18 protein-coding genes and 1 riboswitch are annotated in these 18,672 nt (G+C 46.4%); of the genes, 15 read left to right on the forward strand and 3 right to left on the reverse strand.

Features of this window, described 5'->3' with window-relative positions; genetic code table 11:
- Positions 1-274 precede the first annotated feature (274 nt).
- Entirely contained in the window at positions 275-1,522 is a 1,248-nt protein-coding gene (locus K7887_RS02085; RefSeq protein ID WP_223491951.1) for an MFS transporter, read from the forward strand.
- A gap of 84 nt (positions 1,523-1,606) precedes the next feature.
- On the opposite strand, the gene K7887_RS02090 is transcribed toward K7887_RS02085, so the two are convergent.
- A complete protein-coding gene (locus K7887_RS02090) occupies positions 1,607-3,145 on the reverse strand; it encodes a glycine betaine uptake BCCT transporter (protein WP_223491952.1) in 1,539 nt (512 codons plus the stop codon).
- Between the two features lie 210 nt (positions 3,146-3,355).
- Here K7887_RS02090 and K7887_RS02095 point away from each other — a divergent pair, with 210 nt between their 5' ends.
- The 14 genes from K7887_RS02095 to purD all read left to right on the forward strand — a co-directional run bounded on the left by K7887_RS02095 (position 3,356) and on the right by purD (position 18,047).
- The gene (locus tag K7887_RS02095; protein WP_187443912.1) at positions 3,356-3,910 is read left to right on the forward strand and encodes a DUF2179 domain-containing protein; all 555 of its coding nucleotides are present in this window, start codon (positions 3,356-3,358) and stop codon (positions 3,908-3,910) included.
- Positions 3,874-4,080, forward strand: coding sequence for an NETI motif-containing protein (locus tag K7887_RS02100; RefSeq protein ID WP_223491953.1), 207 nt, complete (start codon positions 3,874-3,876; stop codon positions 4,078-4,080). The genes K7887_RS02095 and K7887_RS02100 overlap by 37 nt, the downstream gene beginning before the upstream one ends.
- 103 nt (positions 4,081-4,183) lie before the next feature.
- A riboswitch (purine riboswitch) is annotated at positions 4,184-4,286 on the forward strand.
- 292 nt (positions 4,287-4,578) lie between these two features.
- On the forward strand, positions 4,579-5,067 hold the full coding sequence (gene purE / locus K7887_RS02105; RefSeq protein ID WP_223491954.1) for a 5-(carboxyamino)imidazole ribonucleotide mutase: 489 nt from the start codon (positions 4,579-4,581) through the stop codon (positions 5,065-5,067).
- Positions 5,051-6,205 (forward strand): 5-(carboxyamino)imidazole ribonucleotide synthase, encoded by a 1,155-nt coding sequence (purK, locus tag K7887_RS02110; protein ID WP_223491955.1) that lies wholly within the window; start codon positions 5,051-5,053, stop codon positions 6,203-6,205. The genes purE and purK overlap by 17 nt, the downstream gene beginning before the upstream one ends.
- Complete coding sequence (purB, locus tag K7887_RS02115) at positions 6,202-7,494, forward strand: adenylosuccinate lyase (protein ID WP_010191810.1); 1,293 nt, start codon at positions 6,202-6,204, stop codon at positions 7,492-7,494. The genes purK and purB overlap by 4 nt, the downstream gene beginning before the upstream one ends.
- Before the next feature lie 361 nt (positions 7,495-7,855).
- Complete coding sequence (gene purC / locus K7887_RS02120) at positions 7,856-8,581, forward strand: phosphoribosylaminoimidazolesuccinocarboxamide synthase (RefSeq protein WP_223491956.1); 726 nt, start codon at positions 7,856-7,858, stop codon at positions 8,579-8,581.
- Positions 8,574-8,828: a phosphoribosylformylglycinamidine synthase subunit PurS gene (purS, locus tag K7887_RS02125; RefSeq protein ID WP_060664027.1), complete on the forward strand. Its 255-nt coding sequence runs from the start codon at positions 8,574-8,576 to the stop codon at positions 8,826-8,828. The genes purC and purS overlap by 8 nt, the downstream gene beginning before the upstream one ends.
- Positions 8,825-9,511, forward strand: coding sequence for a phosphoribosylformylglycinamidine synthase subunit PurQ (gene purQ, locus K7887_RS02130; RefSeq protein WP_223491957.1), 687 nt, complete (start codon positions 8,825-8,827; stop codon positions 9,509-9,511). Before purS ends, purQ begins: the two co-directional genes overlap by 4 nt.
- A complete protein-coding gene (purL, locus tag K7887_RS02135; RefSeq protein WP_223491958.1) occupies positions 9,495-11,717 on the forward strand; it encodes a phosphoribosylformylglycinamidine synthase subunit PurL in 2,223 nt (740 codons plus the stop codon). Before purQ ends, purL begins: the two co-directional genes overlap by 17 nt.
- Positions 11,702-13,117 carry an amidophosphoribosyltransferase gene (purF, locus tag K7887_RS02140; RefSeq protein ID WP_223491959.1) on the forward strand — a complete coding sequence of 472 codons (1,416 nt, stop codon included), beginning with the start codon at positions 11,702-11,704 and terminating at the stop codon, positions 13,115-13,117. The genes purL and purF overlap by 16 nt, the downstream gene beginning before the upstream one ends.
- A gap of 277 nt (positions 13,118-13,394) precedes the next feature.
- Complete coding sequence (gene purM, locus K7887_RS02145; protein WP_223491960.1) at positions 13,395-14,435, forward strand: phosphoribosylformylglycinamidine cyclo-ligase; 1,041 nt, start codon at positions 13,395-13,397, stop codon at positions 14,433-14,435.
- On the forward strand, positions 14,432-15,022 hold the full coding sequence (gene purN, locus K7887_RS02150) for a phosphoribosylglycinamide formyltransferase (protein WP_223491961.1): 591 nt from the start codon (positions 14,432-14,434) through the stop codon (positions 15,020-15,022). The genes purM and purN overlap by 4 nt, the downstream gene beginning before the upstream one ends.
- Entirely contained in the window at positions 15,019-16,548 is a 1,530-nt protein-coding gene (gene purH / locus K7887_RS02155; RefSeq protein ID WP_223491962.1) for a bifunctional phosphoribosylaminoimidazolecarboxamide formyltransferase/IMP cyclohydrolase, read from the forward strand. Before purN ends, purH begins: the two co-directional genes overlap by 4 nt.
- A 227-nt stretch (positions 16,549-16,775) precedes the next feature.
- Complete coding sequence (gene purD / locus K7887_RS02160) at positions 16,776-18,047, forward strand: phosphoribosylamine--glycine ligase (protein WP_223491963.1); 1,272 nt, start codon at positions 16,776-16,778, stop codon at positions 18,045-18,047.
- Here the strand turns inward: purD and K7887_RS23045 are convergent.
- Both K7887_RS23045 and K7887_RS02165 read right to left on the reverse strand, forming a co-directional pair.
- On the reverse strand, positions 18,022-18,126 hold the full coding sequence (locus K7887_RS23045; RefSeq protein WP_326929576.1) for an EYxxD motif small membrane protein: 105 nt from the start codon (positions 18,124-18,126) through the stop codon (positions 18,022-18,024). The two genes, purD and K7887_RS23045, sit on opposite strands and share 26 nt — an antisense overlap.
- Positions 18,127-18,226: 100 nt before the next feature.
- Entirely contained in the window at positions 18,227-18,541 is a 315-nt protein-coding gene (locus tag K7887_RS02165; protein ID WP_223491964.1) for a YgaP family membrane protein, read from the reverse strand.
- Positions 18,542-18,672: the final 131 nt, after the last annotated feature.

Here is an 18,672-nt window from a genome sequence, read left to right on the forward strand (position 1 = left end):
TTGCATTCTCTTTGCCATTAGATTATGCAGAGATGGGCGGGTAAGTGCCTATGAAAGTACTTATAAGTCACCTGTTCCTAAGCTAAAATATTCTTTTGTCGATTTTCTCTTAGACACATTTAAGGAAAATCATGGTATATTTTAAAATGGAGGTGTTTGAACATGTCAAAAAACTATACATGGGCTTTAAACAAAACACAGAGGGAACAACGAATTAGCAAGTAACGACAGGCGTAAATAAACCGTGTTGTTGCTTGCTGGAAAGTAGGTAACAATGGATAAACTGGAAACAAAGCATGTGTATTACACAATGCATATTATTATTTCGCTTGCGAGCTCTATCATGTTTACGCCGTATGCGATCTATTATATTGAAGAATTAGGATTGAATCCTTTACAGCTAATCTTGATTGGAACAGCCATTGAATTGACTGTTATTGTTTTTGAAAGTATCACGGGGGTTGTTGCGGATACGTATAGCAGGAGGCTGTCTATTATCATTGCAACATTCATTTTAGGTGCTGCCTTTATTTTTGAAGGAAGTATCCCTTATCTCAGCCATAGTACATTGGCAGTCGGAGTCCTGTCCGCTTTCGTCTTATTGCTATTTGCAGAGTTTATACGGGGAATCGGTGAAACATTTTTGAGTGGTGCAGATCAGGCCTGGCTCACTGACGAAGTGGGGGAAGAGGCGGTTGCGAAAATATTTGTCCGCACGAACCAGCTCCGGTTAATTGCGAGCCTTGTTGGAATCATCATCAGTGTGGCACTTGCAAGCCTTGCACTGAATCTTCCTTATCTGGTAGGAGGGGTGCTTTACATTTTGCTTGGAATTTTCTTATGTCTTTATATGAAGGAAAAGAATTTCGAGAGAGTGGAAGCTGCAAATGAAAAGCCATGGAAGGCGATGTCATCGACTTTTCTTTCAGGAGTTACCTTTATTAAAAACAAGCCGGTACTTGTCATGCTGTTAGTGGTGACGGTATTTATCGGTGCAACTTCGGAGGGCTTTGACAGGCTTTGGGAAGCGCATTTGTTGGAGGCATTCACATTTCCAAGCATTGGGTCGCTTGATGCAGTTGTTTGGTTTGGTGTGATTCAGTTTGTAGGGACATTGATCAGCATCGGCGCGATGGAATGGTACCAACGAAAATTTGATGTGAATCAGCCAAAGGTGATTAGATACAGCTTGTTTTATTTTACGATGGGGCAGGTTATCTTCCTGGTTCTTTTCGCGGTAACACCATCCTTCTACTTGGCCATTGGCTGCTTCTGGGTGCTAGGCATTATCGGCTCTATCACCGCGCCAATGTATCAAGCATGGCTGAATCAGCAGCTAGAAAGTAAATCCCGTGCCACGGTCCTCTCCATCATGGGCCAGGGAAACGCAGTCGGCCAAGGACTGGGAGGACCGTTTGTAGGCATCATCGCCACCAGATACTACATTCGCACCGCGCTAGTCCTGGGTGCCATGCTACTGCTGCCGGCAGTTGTTTTATATGGTAAAGTGATGAAGAGATAAAGAAGGGTCTGACCCTCACTCCGTTAAAGCACTAAAAACCCCGCCTCAAAAAGGCGGGGTTTTTGCTTTTGCTTATTTTGTTGCTTAGTCTTTTTTCTCCACATTCACCGGTTTGGTTACATTGGTGAATTTTTCGCTTTTGAATGATTTCATGAGCGAGAAGACCATGAGAATCATGATGATGGCGAATGGGAAGGCGGCGATGATGGAAGCAGTTTGAAGTGCTTCAAGTCCGCCTGTCCAAAGCAGGATCGCTGCTGCCGCCGATTGGATAAGCCCCCATACAAATTTGATGGAGTTTGGCGGGTGTAAGCTGCCGTTGGTTGTTTGCATGCCAAGTACAAAGGTTGCTGAATCTGCTGAAGTGATGAAGAAGGTGCAAATCAGGAAAATGGCAAGCCCTGACATTATCATGCCAAGCGGGTAGTTTTGTAAGACTGAAAACAGTGCTACTTCCATGCCAGACTCGTTAATAACACTATATACCGGAACTCCTTCAAAATACTCGAGGAATATCGCAGATCCGCCGAATACAGAGAACCATAAACCTCCGAAAATTGTTGGAACCAATAATACTCCAAGCAAGAATTCGCGGATTGTCCGACCCTTAGAAATGCGGGCAATGAAAGTACCTACAAATGGTGCCCAGGCAATCCACCAAGCCCAGTAGAAAATCGTCCAATCTTGAACCCAAGAATTATCCGCATCAAACGGGAACAGACGGAAACTCATGGATGGAAGGTTTTGAACATAGCTACCAATCGTTGTGGTAAACAGATCCATTATGAAATTGGTTGGTCCTGCAAACAGCAAGAACACCATTAAAGAGATCGCGAGCACGACATTCAGGTTGCTCAAATATTTAATCCCTTTATTCAACCCAGTCTGTGCAGAAAGCATAAACAACACCGTCACAACCAAGATAACTAATAATTGAGTGGTAATGTTGTTTGTAATAGCCGGTGTAACGCTCGAAAGTCCACCGCTGATTTGGATTGCCCCTAACCCAAGGGAAGTGGCAACTCCAAAAATTGTCGCGAAAACCGCGATAAAGTTGATGAAAGTCCCTAGATGTCCATCAACTCGGTCTCCTAAAATTGGTCGTAAGATGGAGCTGATGACCCCTGGTGAACCTTTTCTAAACTGGAAATACGCTAATGCAAGCGCGATGACAGAATAGATGGCCCAAGGGTGCAGTCCCCAATGGAAAAATGAATAGCGCATTGCTACCCTGGCCGCTTCAGCCGTTTCCCCTTCTCCGGTAGGCGGGGCGAAAAAATGATACATCGGCTCTGAAGCACCCCAAAATACTAATCCGATACCCATCCCGGCACTAAATAACATCGCAAACCAGGTGATGTAATTGTATTCCGGTTCGTCCGTGTCTTTTCCAAGTTTGATACGGCCGAATTTAGTGAATATAAGAATAATGCTAAATAACAAAAATCCTGTTGCAGTTAAAAGGTAAAACCAGCCGAACTTATCAACAATAAAGCCTTGAACTGCTTCTGTTACAGGCTTTAGAGCGGCGTCTCCCAACATGCTAGCAGGAATCACGCCCCAGACGATGAATAAGACAGCAACTATAATAGAAACAATAAATACAGGGGTTGTTTTTTTCATGATTTTTTCACTCCTTTAATGATTTCCCATCACTTCTTTCATAGGTTAAGTATTTGTTACAAAAACGGCAGCTATACTATCCTAACACTTCTGGGACTTTAGTCCAATTAATTTACTTTAAGTGTTTACAGGTTATAGCAGGTTCCATTAGAATTAGTTACTAGATTTGTCATCTAGGAGGCAGGTATCTTGCTTGAAAATAGTTTTGTTATGGTAGCAATCATCATCATTATCAATATTGTTTACGTATCATTTTTTACAATAAGAATGATTTTGACCTTAAAGGGTCAGCGTTATTTGGCTGCGGGGATCAGTATGGTCGAAGTTGTCATCTATGTGGTTGGTCTTGGCCTTGTGTTAGACAACCTCAATGAAATCCAAAACTTAGCTGCTTATGCGCTGGGTTATGGTATTGGCGTCATCGTCGGAATGAAAATAGAAGAAAAGCTGGCACTAGGTTACACCACGGTAAATGTCATCACAAAGGAATATGATAAGGATTTGCCGAAACTTTTGCGTGAAAAAGGATACGGTGTGACCAACTGGCAGGCGAACGGCTTAGAAGGCGACCGAATGGCCATGCAAATTTTAACGCCTAGAAAATATGAAGTTAGCTTGTATCATGCCATTAAAGAGCATGACCCCAAGGCGTTCATCATCGCTTACGAACCAAAAACCATCCATGGCGGGTTCTGGGTCAAAGCTGTAAAGGAAAGGAAAATTAAAGAATGGGTAAGACGCCGCGAAAACGAAAATTCGAAGTAATGGAAAACGAGACAATCAGTGATTGCCTTGACCGAATGGCAAAGGAAGGCTACATGCCCTCGCGCCGGATGGAAGAGCCGATTTTTCAGGAGACAGTAAAAAATGGACATAAAGAAGTACATCCAATTGGCAGAAAAATAGTATTTGAAGGCAAATTAATCGAAAAATAACACTAAAATACGAACATTAATCGACAAAATAACTACATTGTTCATGATTTTCGTTGACATCGACGGAGATTGACGGTAAGATAAACGTAGATGAAAACGAATTAAAAAACAAATAATGAAACCTCATATAATTTTGGGAATATGGCCCATAAGTCTCTACCTGACCGCCGTAAATTGGTCGGACTATGAGGGGAAGTTAACACTATCTATGTTTTTCATGGCGACTAAGTTTGTTTACCTATGCTAATGAAAGCCCAGATGGACCGCTTTCCCTCTAAACCAGGGACCAGTCCATACTGGGCTTTTCTGTTTTAAAAATATACCCTGTTGACTGGAGTGCAAGGTGTGAGACTCCTGAGGGAGATAGCGGTAGGTTGAGACCCCGCAGGCGAAAGCCCAGGAGGCTCAAGCACCGCCCCTAGGAAAGCGAATACCTGGAACGGAAGGAAACAGGGAGTTAACCAAATAACCTACCATTACAAAAAGGGAGGCAACAAAATGAACGCTTTAGTTGGAGTGATCATGGGAAGTACTTCCGATTGGGAAACAATGAAACACGCATGTGACATGCTTGACGAACTACATATACCATACGAAAAGAAGGTCGTATCCGCACACCGCACACCAGACCTCATGTTCACCTACGCAGAACAAGCAAGAGAACGAGGCCTAAAAGTCATCATCGCCGGAGCAGGAGGAGCAGCCCACCTGCCTGGAATGGTAGCAGCCAAAACCACGCTTCCAGTAATCGGCGTACCGGTTCAATCTAAAGCGCTGAACGGACTTGACTCACTGCTATCCATCGTCCAAATGCCAGGCGGAGTACCAGTCGCAACGGTCGCCATCGGAAAAGCGGGAGCGACAAACGCAGGACTCCTTGCAGCGCAAATGATTGGCGCTTATGACAGCAACACAGCAGAACGCCTGCAAGCACGACGAGAAAAGACAGAACAACAAGTGATAGAAAGTAGTGATCAGCTTGTTTAAACATATCGTACCACCAGCAACCATCGGGATCATTGGCGGCGGACAACTAGGTCGGATGATGGCCCTATCAGCAAAGGCAATGGGATTTAAAATCGCTGTGCTTGACCCAACACCGGATTCACCATGCGGACAGGTCGCAGACATCGAAATTACCGCGGCATTTAACGACATGGAAGCCATCAAAAAGCTTGCTTCATTATCAGATGTCGTCACCTATGAATTTGAAAACATCGATTACGAAGCACTGACTTGGCTGGAAGAGAACGCCTACTTGCCACAGGGTAGTGAAGTGTTAAAAGTAACCCAGCATCGCGCTACCGAAAAAATGGCGATTGAAGCTGCAGGTCTTCAGGTTGCACCTTTTATGGAGGTAACGACGCAGGAAGAGCTTAACGAAGCCATTCAGAAAATCGGCTATCCAAGTGTCCTGAAAACAAGCCGCTTCGGCTATGACGGCAAAGGCCAGGTAGTTTTAAAACACGACACTGCACTTGAACAGGCTGTAAAACTTCTGCAACACGGCGAGTGCGTCCTTGAAAAATGGATACCTTTCGTAAAAGAAATATCCGTTGTGGTCGCACGAAGCACAAATGGTGAAATCAAGGCATTCCCAGTCGGAGAAAACGAACATCGGGAAAATATTTTATATAAAACAATCGCACCGGCAAGGGTCGATCAGATCCTAGAGATGAACGCGATTCAAAGTGCGATGACGTTGGCAAGGCACTTTAACCTTATCGGGACACTTGCAGTTGAAATGTTCGTCTTAGAAGACGGGACCTTCTATATAAATGAATTGGCGCCAAGGCCGCACAATTCCGGACACTATACGATGGATGCATGTGAGACATCACAGTTTGAGCAGCACATCAGAGCGGTGACAGGGATGCCCCTTGGAAAAACAACCTTATGGAAGCCTGCGGTAATGGTTAATCTATTAGGGGAGCATGTGGATGCGGCGATTGAGCACATTCCTCATTATGAAAATGCAAAGCTTCATTTATACGGCAAGGCTGAGAAAAAAGAGAAACGAAAAATGGGACATATCAACATTTTAGCTGATACAATAGAACAGGCTTTGGAGCAAGAGGCTTCCTGGCAGATATGGAACACAGTTGAACGGAGGATTTTAACATGATTGAACGTTATACAAGACCCGAGATGGGCGCAATTTGGACAGAAGAGAACCGTTTTCAGGCTTGGCTTGAAGTGGAAATCTTAGCATGTGAAGCATGGGCAGAGCTTGGGGATATCCCGAAAGAAGACGTAAAGGTGCTTCGTGAAAAAGCATCATTCGATATCGAGCGCATCAAAGAAATCGAAGCGGAAACCCGTCATGACGTGGTTGCTTTTACAAGAGCAGTATCTGAAACATTGGGCGATGAGAAAAAGTGGGTGCATTACGGATTAACTTCCACAGATGTAGTCGACACGGCGTTATCTTACCAGCTGAAGCAGGCTAACGAGATCTTACTTGCTGACATCGAACGCTTCGTCACTATTTTAAAAGAAAAAGCGCAAGACCATAAATACACGGTAATGATGGGACGTACGCACGGAGTACATGCGGAGCCGACAACATTCGGTTTAAAGCTTGCTCTATGGTACGAAGAAATGAAGCGCAACCTGGAGCGTTTCAAACAAGCGGCAGAAGGCATCGAGTTCGGAAAAATTTCCGGTGCGGTTGGTACATATGCCAACATCAACCCGTTTGTTGAAGAGTATGTGTGTGAAAAGCTTGGCCTACAGCGTGCGCCAATCTCTACACAAACTTTACAGCGTGACCGTCATGCTCACTACTTAAGCACACTGGCGTTGATCGCAACTTCTATCGAAAAATTCGCAGTGGAAGTACGCGGACTGCAAAAGAGTGAAACACGCGAAGTAGAAGAGTTCTTTGCAAAAGGCCAAAAAGGATCTTCTGCAATGCCGCATAAACGTAACCCGATCGGTTCGGAGAATATGACAGGCCTTGCGCGTGTAATTCGCGGGTACATGATGACAGCTTACGAAAATGTGCCACTATGGCATGAGCGCGATATCTCGCATTCTTCTGCTGAGCGCATCATTTTACCGGACAGCACGATTGCATTGAACTACATGTTGAATCGTTTTGGCAATATCATCAAAAACTTGACGGTGTTCCCGGAAAACATGAAGCGCAACATGGACCGCACATTGGGTCTTATCTACTCCCAACGCGTGTTGCTTGCGTTGATTGACACTGGCATGTCCCGTGAGGAAGCATATGATACGGTTCAGCCAAAAGCGATGGAAGCTTGGGAGAAGCAAGTACATTTCCGTGAGCTAGTGGAGGGCGAAGAGAAAATTACTTCCCGCCTAACTCCGGCACAAATTGAGGACTGCTTCGACTACAACTATCACCTGCAGCATGTTGATACGATTTTTGACCGACTAGGGCTTTAAAATTGGTGGAGCACCGCTGTTGCTTTCCGCACTGGGCTTCGCTTTCCTAGGGACGGTGCTTGAGCCTCCTCACTTCGTTGCGGGGTCTCAAGCTACCGTTATCCCCCTCAGGAGTCTTCGCCCTGTGCTCCAAGCAACAGCTAGGTTGTTTCGTCATAACAGCAGTCTAATTGCATAAGATGTTTTGCCCTGTTCATTGGAGTGGAAGGCACGAGACTCCTGCGGGAGGAAGGGACAGGGGAGACCCCACAGGCGAAGCCGAGGAGGCTCCCGGACCGCCCGCGGAAAGCGAGTGCCTGCAACGGAAATGAACAGGGAGTTTAACAGAAACACAATTCTCTTCTCTTTAGGAGGCAAACCCATGACTTTGCAAAAGCAGGAACTATTATACGAAGGCAAAGCAAAATTGGTCTACTCAACAACCGACGAAAACATCGTCTGGATTCAATATAAAAACTCCGCCACCGCCTTCAACGGCGAAAAAAAAGCCGACATCACAGGCAAAGGCCGATTGAATAACGAGATTACGAGCTTACTATTTTCCATGCTCACTGAAGCTGGCATCGAAAACCACTTCATCGAGCGCAAGTCTGAAACAGAACAGCTTGTGAAAAAAGTCAGCATCATTCCACTGGAAGTCGTGGTCCGCAACATCACCGCTGGCAGCATGGCAAAACGCCTTGGAATCGAAGAAGGCATCACGCTCGAGCAACCGATCGTCGAGTTCTACTATAAAGATGACTCACTGGGTGATCCGCTCATTACAGAAGATCATGTTCAACTTTTGAAGCTTGCAACACCTGCAGAAGTGGACATACTGAAGCATGTAGCGCGCAAAGTCAACGCTGTATTATCGGAATTTTTCGGAAATAAGAATTTGAGATTAGTAGATTTCAAGCTTGAATTTGGCAAAACAGAGGATGGCAGAATTATTTTAGCTGATGAGGTATCACCGGACACTTGCCGCTTTTGGGATAAGGATACAAATGAAAAGTTAGATAAAGATGTCTTCCGCAGAAACCTGGGAAGCCTGACAGATGCATATGAAAAAATACTGGCACGTATTGGAGGAGAGCAGCATGTATAAAGTGAAGGTATTCGTAACGTTAAGAGAGAGCGTATTAGATCCACAAGGAACAGCAGTGAAAAATTCGCTTCATAGTCTTTCTTACAAAGAGGTCGAGGAAGTTCGTATCGGAAAATTTTTAGAATTGACGATTGCTAAATCTGACCGTGACCTAGACGTGCTTGTAAAGGAAATGTGTGAAAGATTGCTTGCAAATACAGTGATTGAAGACTTCCGTTATGAGGTGGAGGAGGTTGTTGGATCGTGAAATTTGCAGTCATCGTGTTTCCGGGCTCCAACTGTGATGTAGACATGTACCACGCGATCAAAGACGAACTTGGGGAAGAAGTCGAGTATGTGTGGCATGATGCAACAAACTTAGATGAGTATGACGGGATTTTACTACCAGGTGGATTTTCTTATGGGGATTACCTAAGATCTGGTGCGATTGCACGTTTTTCAAATGTCATGCTTGAGGTGCAAAAGGCAGCTGAAGCGGGTAAGCCGATATTAGGCGTATGCAACGGTTTTCAAATTTTACTGGAGTCAGGTCTTCTTCCAGGGGCAATGAGAAGAAACAAGAACTTAAAGTTCATGTGCCGTCCGGTGGAGTTAAAAGTGGTGAACAATGAGACGATGTTCACATCGGGGTATAAAAAAGATGAGATCATCACCATCCCCATTGCACATGGGGAAGGAAATTACTATTGTGATGAGAAAACCTTAGGGGAATTAGTAAGCAATGGGCAAATTGCTTTTTCCTATAATGGTGACAATCCAAATGGTAGTCTACATGATATTGCCGGGATTGTAAATGAAAAAGGAAATGTACTAGGTATGATGCCACACCCGGAAAGAGCGGTTTCTGAGCTGTTGGGCAGTGCAGATGGCCTTAAACTCTTTCAATCTATCGTTCGTAATTGGAGGGAATCACATGTCGTTACTTCTTGAGCCAAATCCAGAGATGATCAAAGCGGAAGGCATTTACCGTGAAATGGGACTGAACGATGAAGAGTTCCTAATGGTAGAAAAAATTCTTAGGCGTTTGCCGAACTACACGGAAACCGGATTATTTTCGGTGATGTGGTCCGAGCATTGCAGCTACAAGAATTCCAAGCCGGTATTGCGTAAGTTCCCGATTGATGGACCAAAAGTATTGCAAGGTCCTGGGGAAGGTGCGGGAATTGTGGACATCGGCGACAATCAGGCAGTCGTGTTCAAAATCGAAAGTCATAATCACCCGTCTGCGATCGAGCCTTACCAAGGCGCAGCAACAGGTGTCGGTGGGATCATCCGAGATGTCTTTTCGATGGGCGCACGCCCGATTGCACTATTGAATTCTCTGCGCTTTGGAGAACTGACAACTCCGCGCGTGAAATATTTGTTTGAAGAAGTGGTGGCAGGAATCGCAGGCTACGGAAACTGTGTGGGCATCCCGACAGTTGGCGGCGAGATCCAGTTCGACCCGGCCTATGATGGCAACCCGCTCGTGAACGCGATGTGTGTGGGTCTGATCAATCATGAAGATATCAAAAAAGGGCAGGCAAAAGGTGTCGGCAATACCGTCATGTACGTTGGGGCAAAAACGGGACGCGATGGGATTCACGGGGCAACTTTTGCATCAGAAGAATTGTCGGAAGCGTCCGAAGAGAAACGTCCGGCGGTTCAAGTCGGCGATCCTTTTATGGAAAAATTGCTGCTTGAAGCTTGCTTGGAAATCGTGAAATGGGATGGCCTTGTTGGAATCCAGGACATGGGAGCGGCTGGTTTGACTAGTTCCTCTGCAGAAATGGCATCCAAGGCAGGTTCCGGGATTGAGATGAATCTGGATCTTGTGCCACAGCGTGAAACAGGCATGACTGGTTATGAAATGATGCTTTCGGAATCCCAAGAGCGCATGCTGATCGTCGTGGAAGCGGGCCGTGAGCATGAAGCGCATGAGATTGTTTCGAAATATGGCTTAGAAGCTGTTTCGATTGGAAAAGTAACGGATGATAAGAAATTGCGCCTTGTTCACAAAGGTGAAGTAATTGCAGATGTACCGGTCGATGCGTTGGCAGAGGAAGCGCCTGTTTACCACAAGCCTTCTACTGAGCCTGCTTATTATCGTGAGTTCCAGGAGATGGAAGTAGCGGTGCCTGAAGTTGCGAACTATGAAGAGACGTTAGTGGCTCTGTTGAAACAGCCGACAATTGCGAGCAAAGAGTGGGTTTATGACCAATATGACTATCAGGTACGTACGAATACGGTAGTGGTTCCTGGTTCCGATGCGGCGGTGGTCCGTATCCGCGGGACAGAAAAGGCGTTGGCTATGACAACCGATTGTAACTCCCGTTATCTATATTTGGATCCGGAAGTCGGTGGCATGATTGCAGTGGCAGAAGCGGCACGTAATATCGTGTGTTCCGGTGCGAAGCCATTGGCTATCACAGACTGCTTAAATTTTGGTAATCCTGAAAAGCCGGAAATCTTCTGGCAGATTGAAAAAGCGACAGACGGCATGAGTGCAGCTTGCCGCAAGTTAGAATCCCCGGTTATCGGCGGAAATGTATCTTTATATAACGAAACAAACGGCGTGGCAGTTTACCCAACACCTGTAGTCGGCATGGTCGGGTTGATTGACGACTTGAAGCATGTGACAACTCAAGAGTTTAAGAACGAGGCCGACCTAATTTATGTGATCGGGGAGACGGCTTCCGAGTTTGGTGGAAGTGAGCTGCAAAAGCTTACGTACGGCAAGATTTTCGGTAAGGCACCTGCAATTGATTTAGATGTGGAAGCTAGACGTCAAGATGAGCTGTTGTCGGCAATCCGCGCTGGACTAGTTGCGTCTGCTCATGATGTATCTGAAGGTGGAGTAGGTGTGGCTTTGGCGGAGAGTGCGATGGGTGCCCGCGGTTTGGGAGCGGCAGTGACGCTAACGGGCGACATGACGTCTTCACTGTTCAGTGAAACACAATCTCGTTTTGTTGTCTCTGTTCGTCCTGAAAATCAAGAGGCATTTGAGGCAGCAGTTGCGGATGCTAGTTTAGTAGGAACGGTGACGGCAACAGGAAATCTTCATATTGAATCGGCATCTCGTGAAGTCGCAGTCCATATGTCTGTGGACGACCTTCGCGATGCTTGGAAAGGAGCTATTCCATGCTTGCTGAACTAAAAGGCTTGAATGAGGAATGTGGGGTGTTCGGGATCTGGGGACATCCCGAAGCTTCCCAGATTACCTATTACGGGTTGCACAGCCTGCAACACCGTGGCCAGGAAGGCGCAGGGATTGTTTCAACAGATGGGGAAAAGCTTGTCGCGGTAAAAGGGGAAGGCCTTGTGAACGAAGTGTTCGGTAATGGTAGATTGCAAGATCTTGGCGCTGGAAAAGCAGCGATTGGCCATGTTCGCTATGCAACGGCAGGGGGAGGCGGCTATGAGAATGTGCAGCCTTTACTTTTCCACTCTCAATCTGGCAGTCTTGCACTTGCCCATAATGGAAATCTCGTAAATGCCAACGCGTTGAAGCACCAGTTGGAAACGATGGGGAGTATTTTACAGACGACCTCTGACACAGAGGTGTTGGCTCATCTGATAAAAAGAAGCGGCTACACTCTTTTGAAGGATCGTGTAAAAAATGCGTTGTCGATGTTAAAAGGTGCGTATGCCTTTTTAATCATGACAGAGACAGAAATGATGGTCGCGCTTGATCCGAACGGCTTGCGTCCGCTTTCGTTGGGTAAGTTGAATGATGCTTATGTGGTCGCGTCGGAAACCTGTGCGTTTGATGTGGTTGGAGCGGAATTTATCCGTGACATTGAGCCTGGGGAGCTGTTGATCATCGATAATGGTGGCTTGCATTCTGAGCGGTTCACCTTGCATACCCAGCGTGCGATGTGCAGCATGGAGTACATTTATTTTTCCAGACCTGACAGCAATATTGACGGCATCAATGTGCATACAGCTAGAAAAAGCTTAGGCAAGCAGTTGGCAATGGAGTCAGCTGTGGAAGCGGATGTTGTAACTGGGGTACCGGATTCCAGTATTTCAGCGGCGATCGGCTATGCGGAGCTTTCTGGCATTCCTTATGAGCTTGGACTAATCAAAAATAGATATGTAGGCCGAACGTTCATTCAGCCTTCCCAAGCATTGCGTGAGCAGGGTGTGAAGATGAAGCTTTCTCCTGTCCGCGGTGTTGTGGAAGGCAAGCGCGTGGTGATGGTCGATGATTCGATCGTACGCGGGACGACAAGCAGAAGAATTGTGAAGATGCTTCGCGATGCAGGGGCAACAGAGGTGCATGTACGTATCAGTTCGCCACCGATTAAGAATCCTTGTTTTTACGGAATCGACACGTCGACGCATGAAGAGTTGATTGCTTCTTCCCATTCTGTGGAGGAAATGCGTGAGATTATCGGTGCGGATTCGTTGGCGTTCTTGAGTCCTGGTGGCATGGTCGAGGCGATTGATCGCCCGTTTGAAGGGGAAACGCGCGGCCAGTGCATGGCGTGCTTTACCGGCAAGTATCCGACGGAGATTTTCCCGGACACCGTGCTGCCGCATGAGAAGTGCTAGGTTGCAAGGCTTGGTGGGGCGCTGATTTTTGGAAAAGTTACAATAACGGTTGGAAAAGTCACAATCAGCATGGAAAAAGTCACAATCAAAGTTAAAAAAGTTACAATAACACCAAAAATAGTTACAATCCACCGTGATACCCGTGTGACCCAGGGTAAAGTCATCCAAATACATTGAAAAACCAAACATAAATTACCTTTTTTCAAAAAAGCTTACAAAAAAGCGGCGGGATTCTTAAGATTCGTCGCTTTTCCATTGGAAGGGAGATACAACACATATGGCAAATGCATACAAGCAAGCGGGTGTAGATATAGAAGCGGGCTATGAAGCGGTGACGCGTATGAAAAAGCATGTGGCTAGAACGATGAGGCCAGAAGTGATGGGGGGGCTCGGCGGTTTTGGCGGCCTGTTTGACCTATCGGCGGTAAATGTGAAAAATCCGGTGCTCGTTTCCGGAACAGATGGAGTCGGCACAAAGCTGATGCTTGCTTTCCAGCTCGACAAACATGACACCATTGGGGTGGATGCAGTTGCGATGTGTGTGAACGATGTCGTCGTGCAAGGCGCAGAGCCGCTTTATTTTCTGGACTATATTGCATGCGGAAAAGCGGTGCCGGAGCGCATTGAGAGCATCGTGAAAGGAATCGCGGACGGTTGTGAGCAAGCGGGATGCGCACTGGTTGGCGGCGAAACGGCAGAAATGCCTGGTATGTATGACGACACGGAGTATGATTTGGCAGGATTTACGGTTGGCGTGGTAGACAAGGAGCGCTTGATTAATGGCTCCAAAATAGAGCCTGGAAACGTGTTGATTGGTCTAAGTTCAAGCGGAATTCATAGCAATGGGTACTCGTTGGTACGTAAAATTGTTTTTGAAAAAGGACAACTAGACCTCCATAAAAAGTACGATGGCTTTGACGGGACGCTTGGCGAAGAGCTACTGACTCCTACGAAAATTTATGTGAAACCAATCCTTGAAGTTCTGAAAAAATACGACATCAACGGAATGGCTCATATTACGGGCGGCGGATTTATCGAAAATATCCCACGCATGCTTCCAGAAGGATTGCAAGCTGAAGTGGATTATGGAACTTGGCCGATCCCGCCGATTTTCGATCTTTTACAAGAGGTTGGCGAGCTGGATCGCAAGGAAATGTTTAATATTTTCAACATGGGAATTGGCATGGTGCTTGCGATCAATGAAGAAATTTTACCGGAAGTGGTTCGTATCCTTGAAGGAAGCGGAGAGAAGGCGTACTTGATTGGCCGTGTAAAAGAAGGCGAGGGCATCACGTTTGGCGGAGGAGAAATCCGATGACAACGAGAATCGCCATTTTCGCTTCCGGAAGCGGCTCCAATTTTCAAGCGATCACGGACGCGTGCCGGAAAGGCTTGCTTGATGCCACACCGGCATTGCTTGTGTGTGACAGACCTGGCGCCTTTGTGGTGGAACGTGCGACGGCTGCAGACATTCCTTATTTTGCATTTGCACCGAAAAGCTATCAAAATAAAGAAGAATTTGAAGGTCATATTCTCCAAGAATTGGCGCGGTATAAAGTGGACTTTATCGTCCTGGCAGGGTATATGCGTCTGATCGGACCGACGCTGCTCAACGCTTATAAGGGGAGAATCGTCAATATCCACCCTTCACTCCTCCCGGCATTTCCAGGCCTTGATGCGGTTGGTCAAGCGCTCGATTATGGTGTGAAACTAACAGGAGTGACCATTCATTTTGTTGATGAAGGCATGGACACCGGTCCAATCATCGCTCAACAGGCAATTGAAATTGGACCTGACGATACACGTGAAAGCTTAGAAACGAAAATACATGAGGTAGAACATTCATTTTACCCAAAAACCTTACAACAACTTTTTTCAGTCAAAGGAGAGGCAGCGATACGATGAGAGCATTAGTGAGTGTTTCCAATAAAGAGGGCATCGTCCCATTTGTACAACAATTAGTGGACCTGGGTGTGGAGGTTATCTCTACTGGAGGGACAAAAAAAGTTTTGCAGGATAATGGTGTGAAGGTAATCGGAATTTCCGAAGTGACAGGTTTCCCTGAAATCCTTGATGGCCGTGTGAAAACCTTGCACCCGATGATTCATGGTGGATTATTGGCAATGCGTGACAACGAAAGTCACCAAGCGCAGCTTGAGGAGCACGGAATTACTCCAATCGACTTGGTTGTGGTGAACCTTTATCCATTTAAAGAGACGATTTCTAAAACGGATTCCACGTTTGAAGATGCGATTGAAAACATCGATATCGGCGGACCGACCATGCTTCGTGCAGCAGCAAAAAATCATAAGGACGTTGCTGTTTTAGTAGATCCGGTTGACTACGATGGCGTTATAGCTGAGCTAAAAGAAAGCGGAAAAGTCGAGGTGGCAACACGCCGTCGCCTTGCAGCAAAAGTATTCCGCCATACGGCAGCATATGACGCAATGATCTCCAACTACTTAACAGAAGCAGTGGAAGAAAAGCATCCTGAGTCATTGACTGTGACATTTGAGAAGAAACAAGACTTGCGCTACGGGGAGAACCCGCACCAAAAGGCAGCTTTCTACCAAGCGCCACTTGCGTCTGAATTCTCTATTGCATCAGCCGAGCAGCTTCATGGAAAAGAATTATCCTACAACAATATTAATGACGCAGATGCGGCATTGCAGATTGTAAAAGAATTCAAAGATCCTGCAGTAGTTGCAGTCAAACATATGAACCCTTGCGGCGTGGGAACTGGTGCAACAACGGTGGAAGCATACCGTCGTGCATATGAAGCAGATCCGGTATCCATTTTCGGCGGCATCATCGCTTTCAACACCGAAGTCGATAAGGAAACGGCAGAACTTTTACATGAATTGTTTTTGGAGATTGTTATTGCACCTTCCTTTAGTGAGGATGCGTTGGCTGTCTTGAAGCAGAAAAAGAATATCAGACTGTTATTGGTAGATATGAACGGGGCAGGCGTGATGCAATCACGCATGGTATCCGTTCGCGGTGGTCTGTTGATGCAAGACGAGGATCAGTTTGGCCTGGAAGACGCGACGGTTACTATTCCAACAAAGCGCGAGCCTACCGAGCAAGAGTGGGCAGACTTGAAACTTGCATGGAAAGTCGTGAAGCATGTGAAATCCAACGCCATTGTTCTTGCAAAAGAAGGGCAGACTGTCGGCGTTGGTGCAGGACAGATGAACCGTGTTGGCGCAGCGAAAATCGCCATCGAGCAGGCTGGCGAAAAAGCAGCCGGTTCCGCACTGGGATCTGACGCCTTCTTCCCAATGAACGACACAGTCGAAGCAGCCGCAAAAGCCGGCGTAACCGCCATCATCCAACCAGGGGGCTCCATCAAAGACGAAGACTCCATCAAAAAAGCCGACGAACACGGCATCACCATGGTCTTTACCGGGATGAGACATTTTAAGCATTAATAGAAGGTTGTTCATTAAATGAAAATAAGATTAGCAAATGATTGATCAGTTTCCCCTGTTGACTGAAGTGCAAGGTGTGAGACTCCGGCGGGAGGTAGCGGTAGACTTGAGACCCCACAGCGAAGCGAGGAGGCTCAAGCACCGCCCCGCGGAAAGCGAACACCTGGAACGGAAGGAAACAGGGAGTTAACGAATATACATCCCTCAACACGTCAGGAGGAAAAACCATGAAAGTACTCGTAATCGGAAAAGGTGGCCGCGAACACGCCATCGCCTGGAAATTCGCACAAAGCCCATCCGTAACAGAAGTCTTTATCGCACCAGGAAACATCGGCATGGAAGCAGTCGGAAACCTTGTACCCATCCAAGAATCCGACACAAACTCCTTGATTCATTTTGCAAAAGAAAACCAAATTGACCTCACCATGGTAGGCCCGGAAGTACCTTTACTAAACGGAATTGTCGACGCATTCCAAGCTGAAGGGCTTCAAGTGTTCGGACCAACCAAGTCGGCGGCTCTCATAGAAGGAAGCAAAGGCTTTGCCAAAGATCTCATGAAAAAATACGGCATCCCTACAGCTGGCTATGAAACGTTCACAGATTACGAGGAAGCAAGGACGTATATTGAAGGCAAAGGTGCTCCGATTGTCCTGAAAGCTGACGGATTGGCAGCTGGAAAAGGCGTTGTGGTAGCCATGACGGATGAGGAAGCGCTCGATGCGGTGCACGAAATGATGGCAGAATCCAAATTCGGAGAAGCGTCTTCCAAGCTTGTGATTGAAGAGTTCCTTGAAGGAGAAGAGTTCTCTTTTATGGCATTTGTGAACGGTGAGAAGGTGTATCCGATGGTCATCGCGCAAGATCATAAACGTGCGTTTGACGGGGACCTGGGACCAAACACAGGTGGAATGGGAGCTTACTCGCCAGTGCCGCAAATCCCACAATCAGTTGTGGAAGAGGCATTGGAGACGGTGCTGCTTCCAACAGGTAAAGCAATGGTGGACGAAGGACGTCCGTTCGTCGGTATTTTATATGCAGGGTTGATTTTGACAAAGAAAGGTCCAAAGGTAATTGAGTTCAATGCACGCTTTGGTGATCCGGAAACTCAAGTCGTGTTGCCTAGACTGGAATCTGATTTGGCGGAAGTTTTGACAGGTGTTTTACGTGGAGACGAAGAGTTAGAGCTTAAGTGGTCAAATCAATCTGTAATTGGCGTTGTCATGGCTTCCAAAGGATATCCGGAAGCCTATGAAAATGGTGCGGTTATTGAAGGTGCGGATCAAGTTGGTGAAGGTTTGGTTTTCCATGCCGGAACAGAAGCTAAGGCAGGAAAGCTCGTAACAAACGGCGGCCGCGTGCTGTTGGTTGCAGCACAAAGCGACAACTTGGATCAAGCGCAGAAAAAAGTGTACGAAGAATTGCTTAAAGTAAAATGTGATAATCTATTCTATCGCAAGGACATCGGCCATAAAGCTATTGCGTCCGGCGTTTCTTCTTAACAAACACATACAAAATAGCCACAATACCACCAATAATCGTCGCTAACACAAACGACATATCCGTTAAATACTCAAGCATTTTTCATACCTCCTTATATTGTTCGACGTGAGTGACGAAAACCCTTTGGGGGTCTGACCCCCAAAGGTGTTTTTTTTTCATTTTTAAACTCATCTTCCCCTCAAGAAGGGTTGTAAGAGTCGGCTCCGTTGTCGCCGTTTGCTTTGGCTTCGAAGTCGTCGAAGTCGAAGTTGTAGTGGTTGTTTTCGCTGTTGTGGTCGTTGCGGTATTCTTGGAAGCGTTCGAAGCCTGCGGTCATCGGGCAGTAGCGCAGGATACCTTCAGCGATTTTCATTCCGGCAAGCAGGGCAACAAGCTTGTAGGAGTCGCGGTGTGGACGGCGAACCATTTTGCTTGTAATCCAGGCTAATGTAGCAAATCCTGCTGTGATGCGAATCATCGCGTTGATGATGCTGATATTTGGTCTTACTTTCATCAGAATCCCTCCAAAGTTTTTTAGGAACGATATGGTCGCCCCAATGATTTTCTTAAGTTAAACCATTAAATTGCATAAATTTTCACATAATTATCAATAACGATAATGCAAGCAAGACTCTGTTGTGGTAC

It is taken from the genome of Sutcliffiella horikoshii (assembly GCF_019931755.1).
GTDB lineage: Bacteria > Bacillota > Bacilli > Bacillales > Bacillaceae_I > Sutcliffiella_A > Sutcliffiella_A horikoshii_E.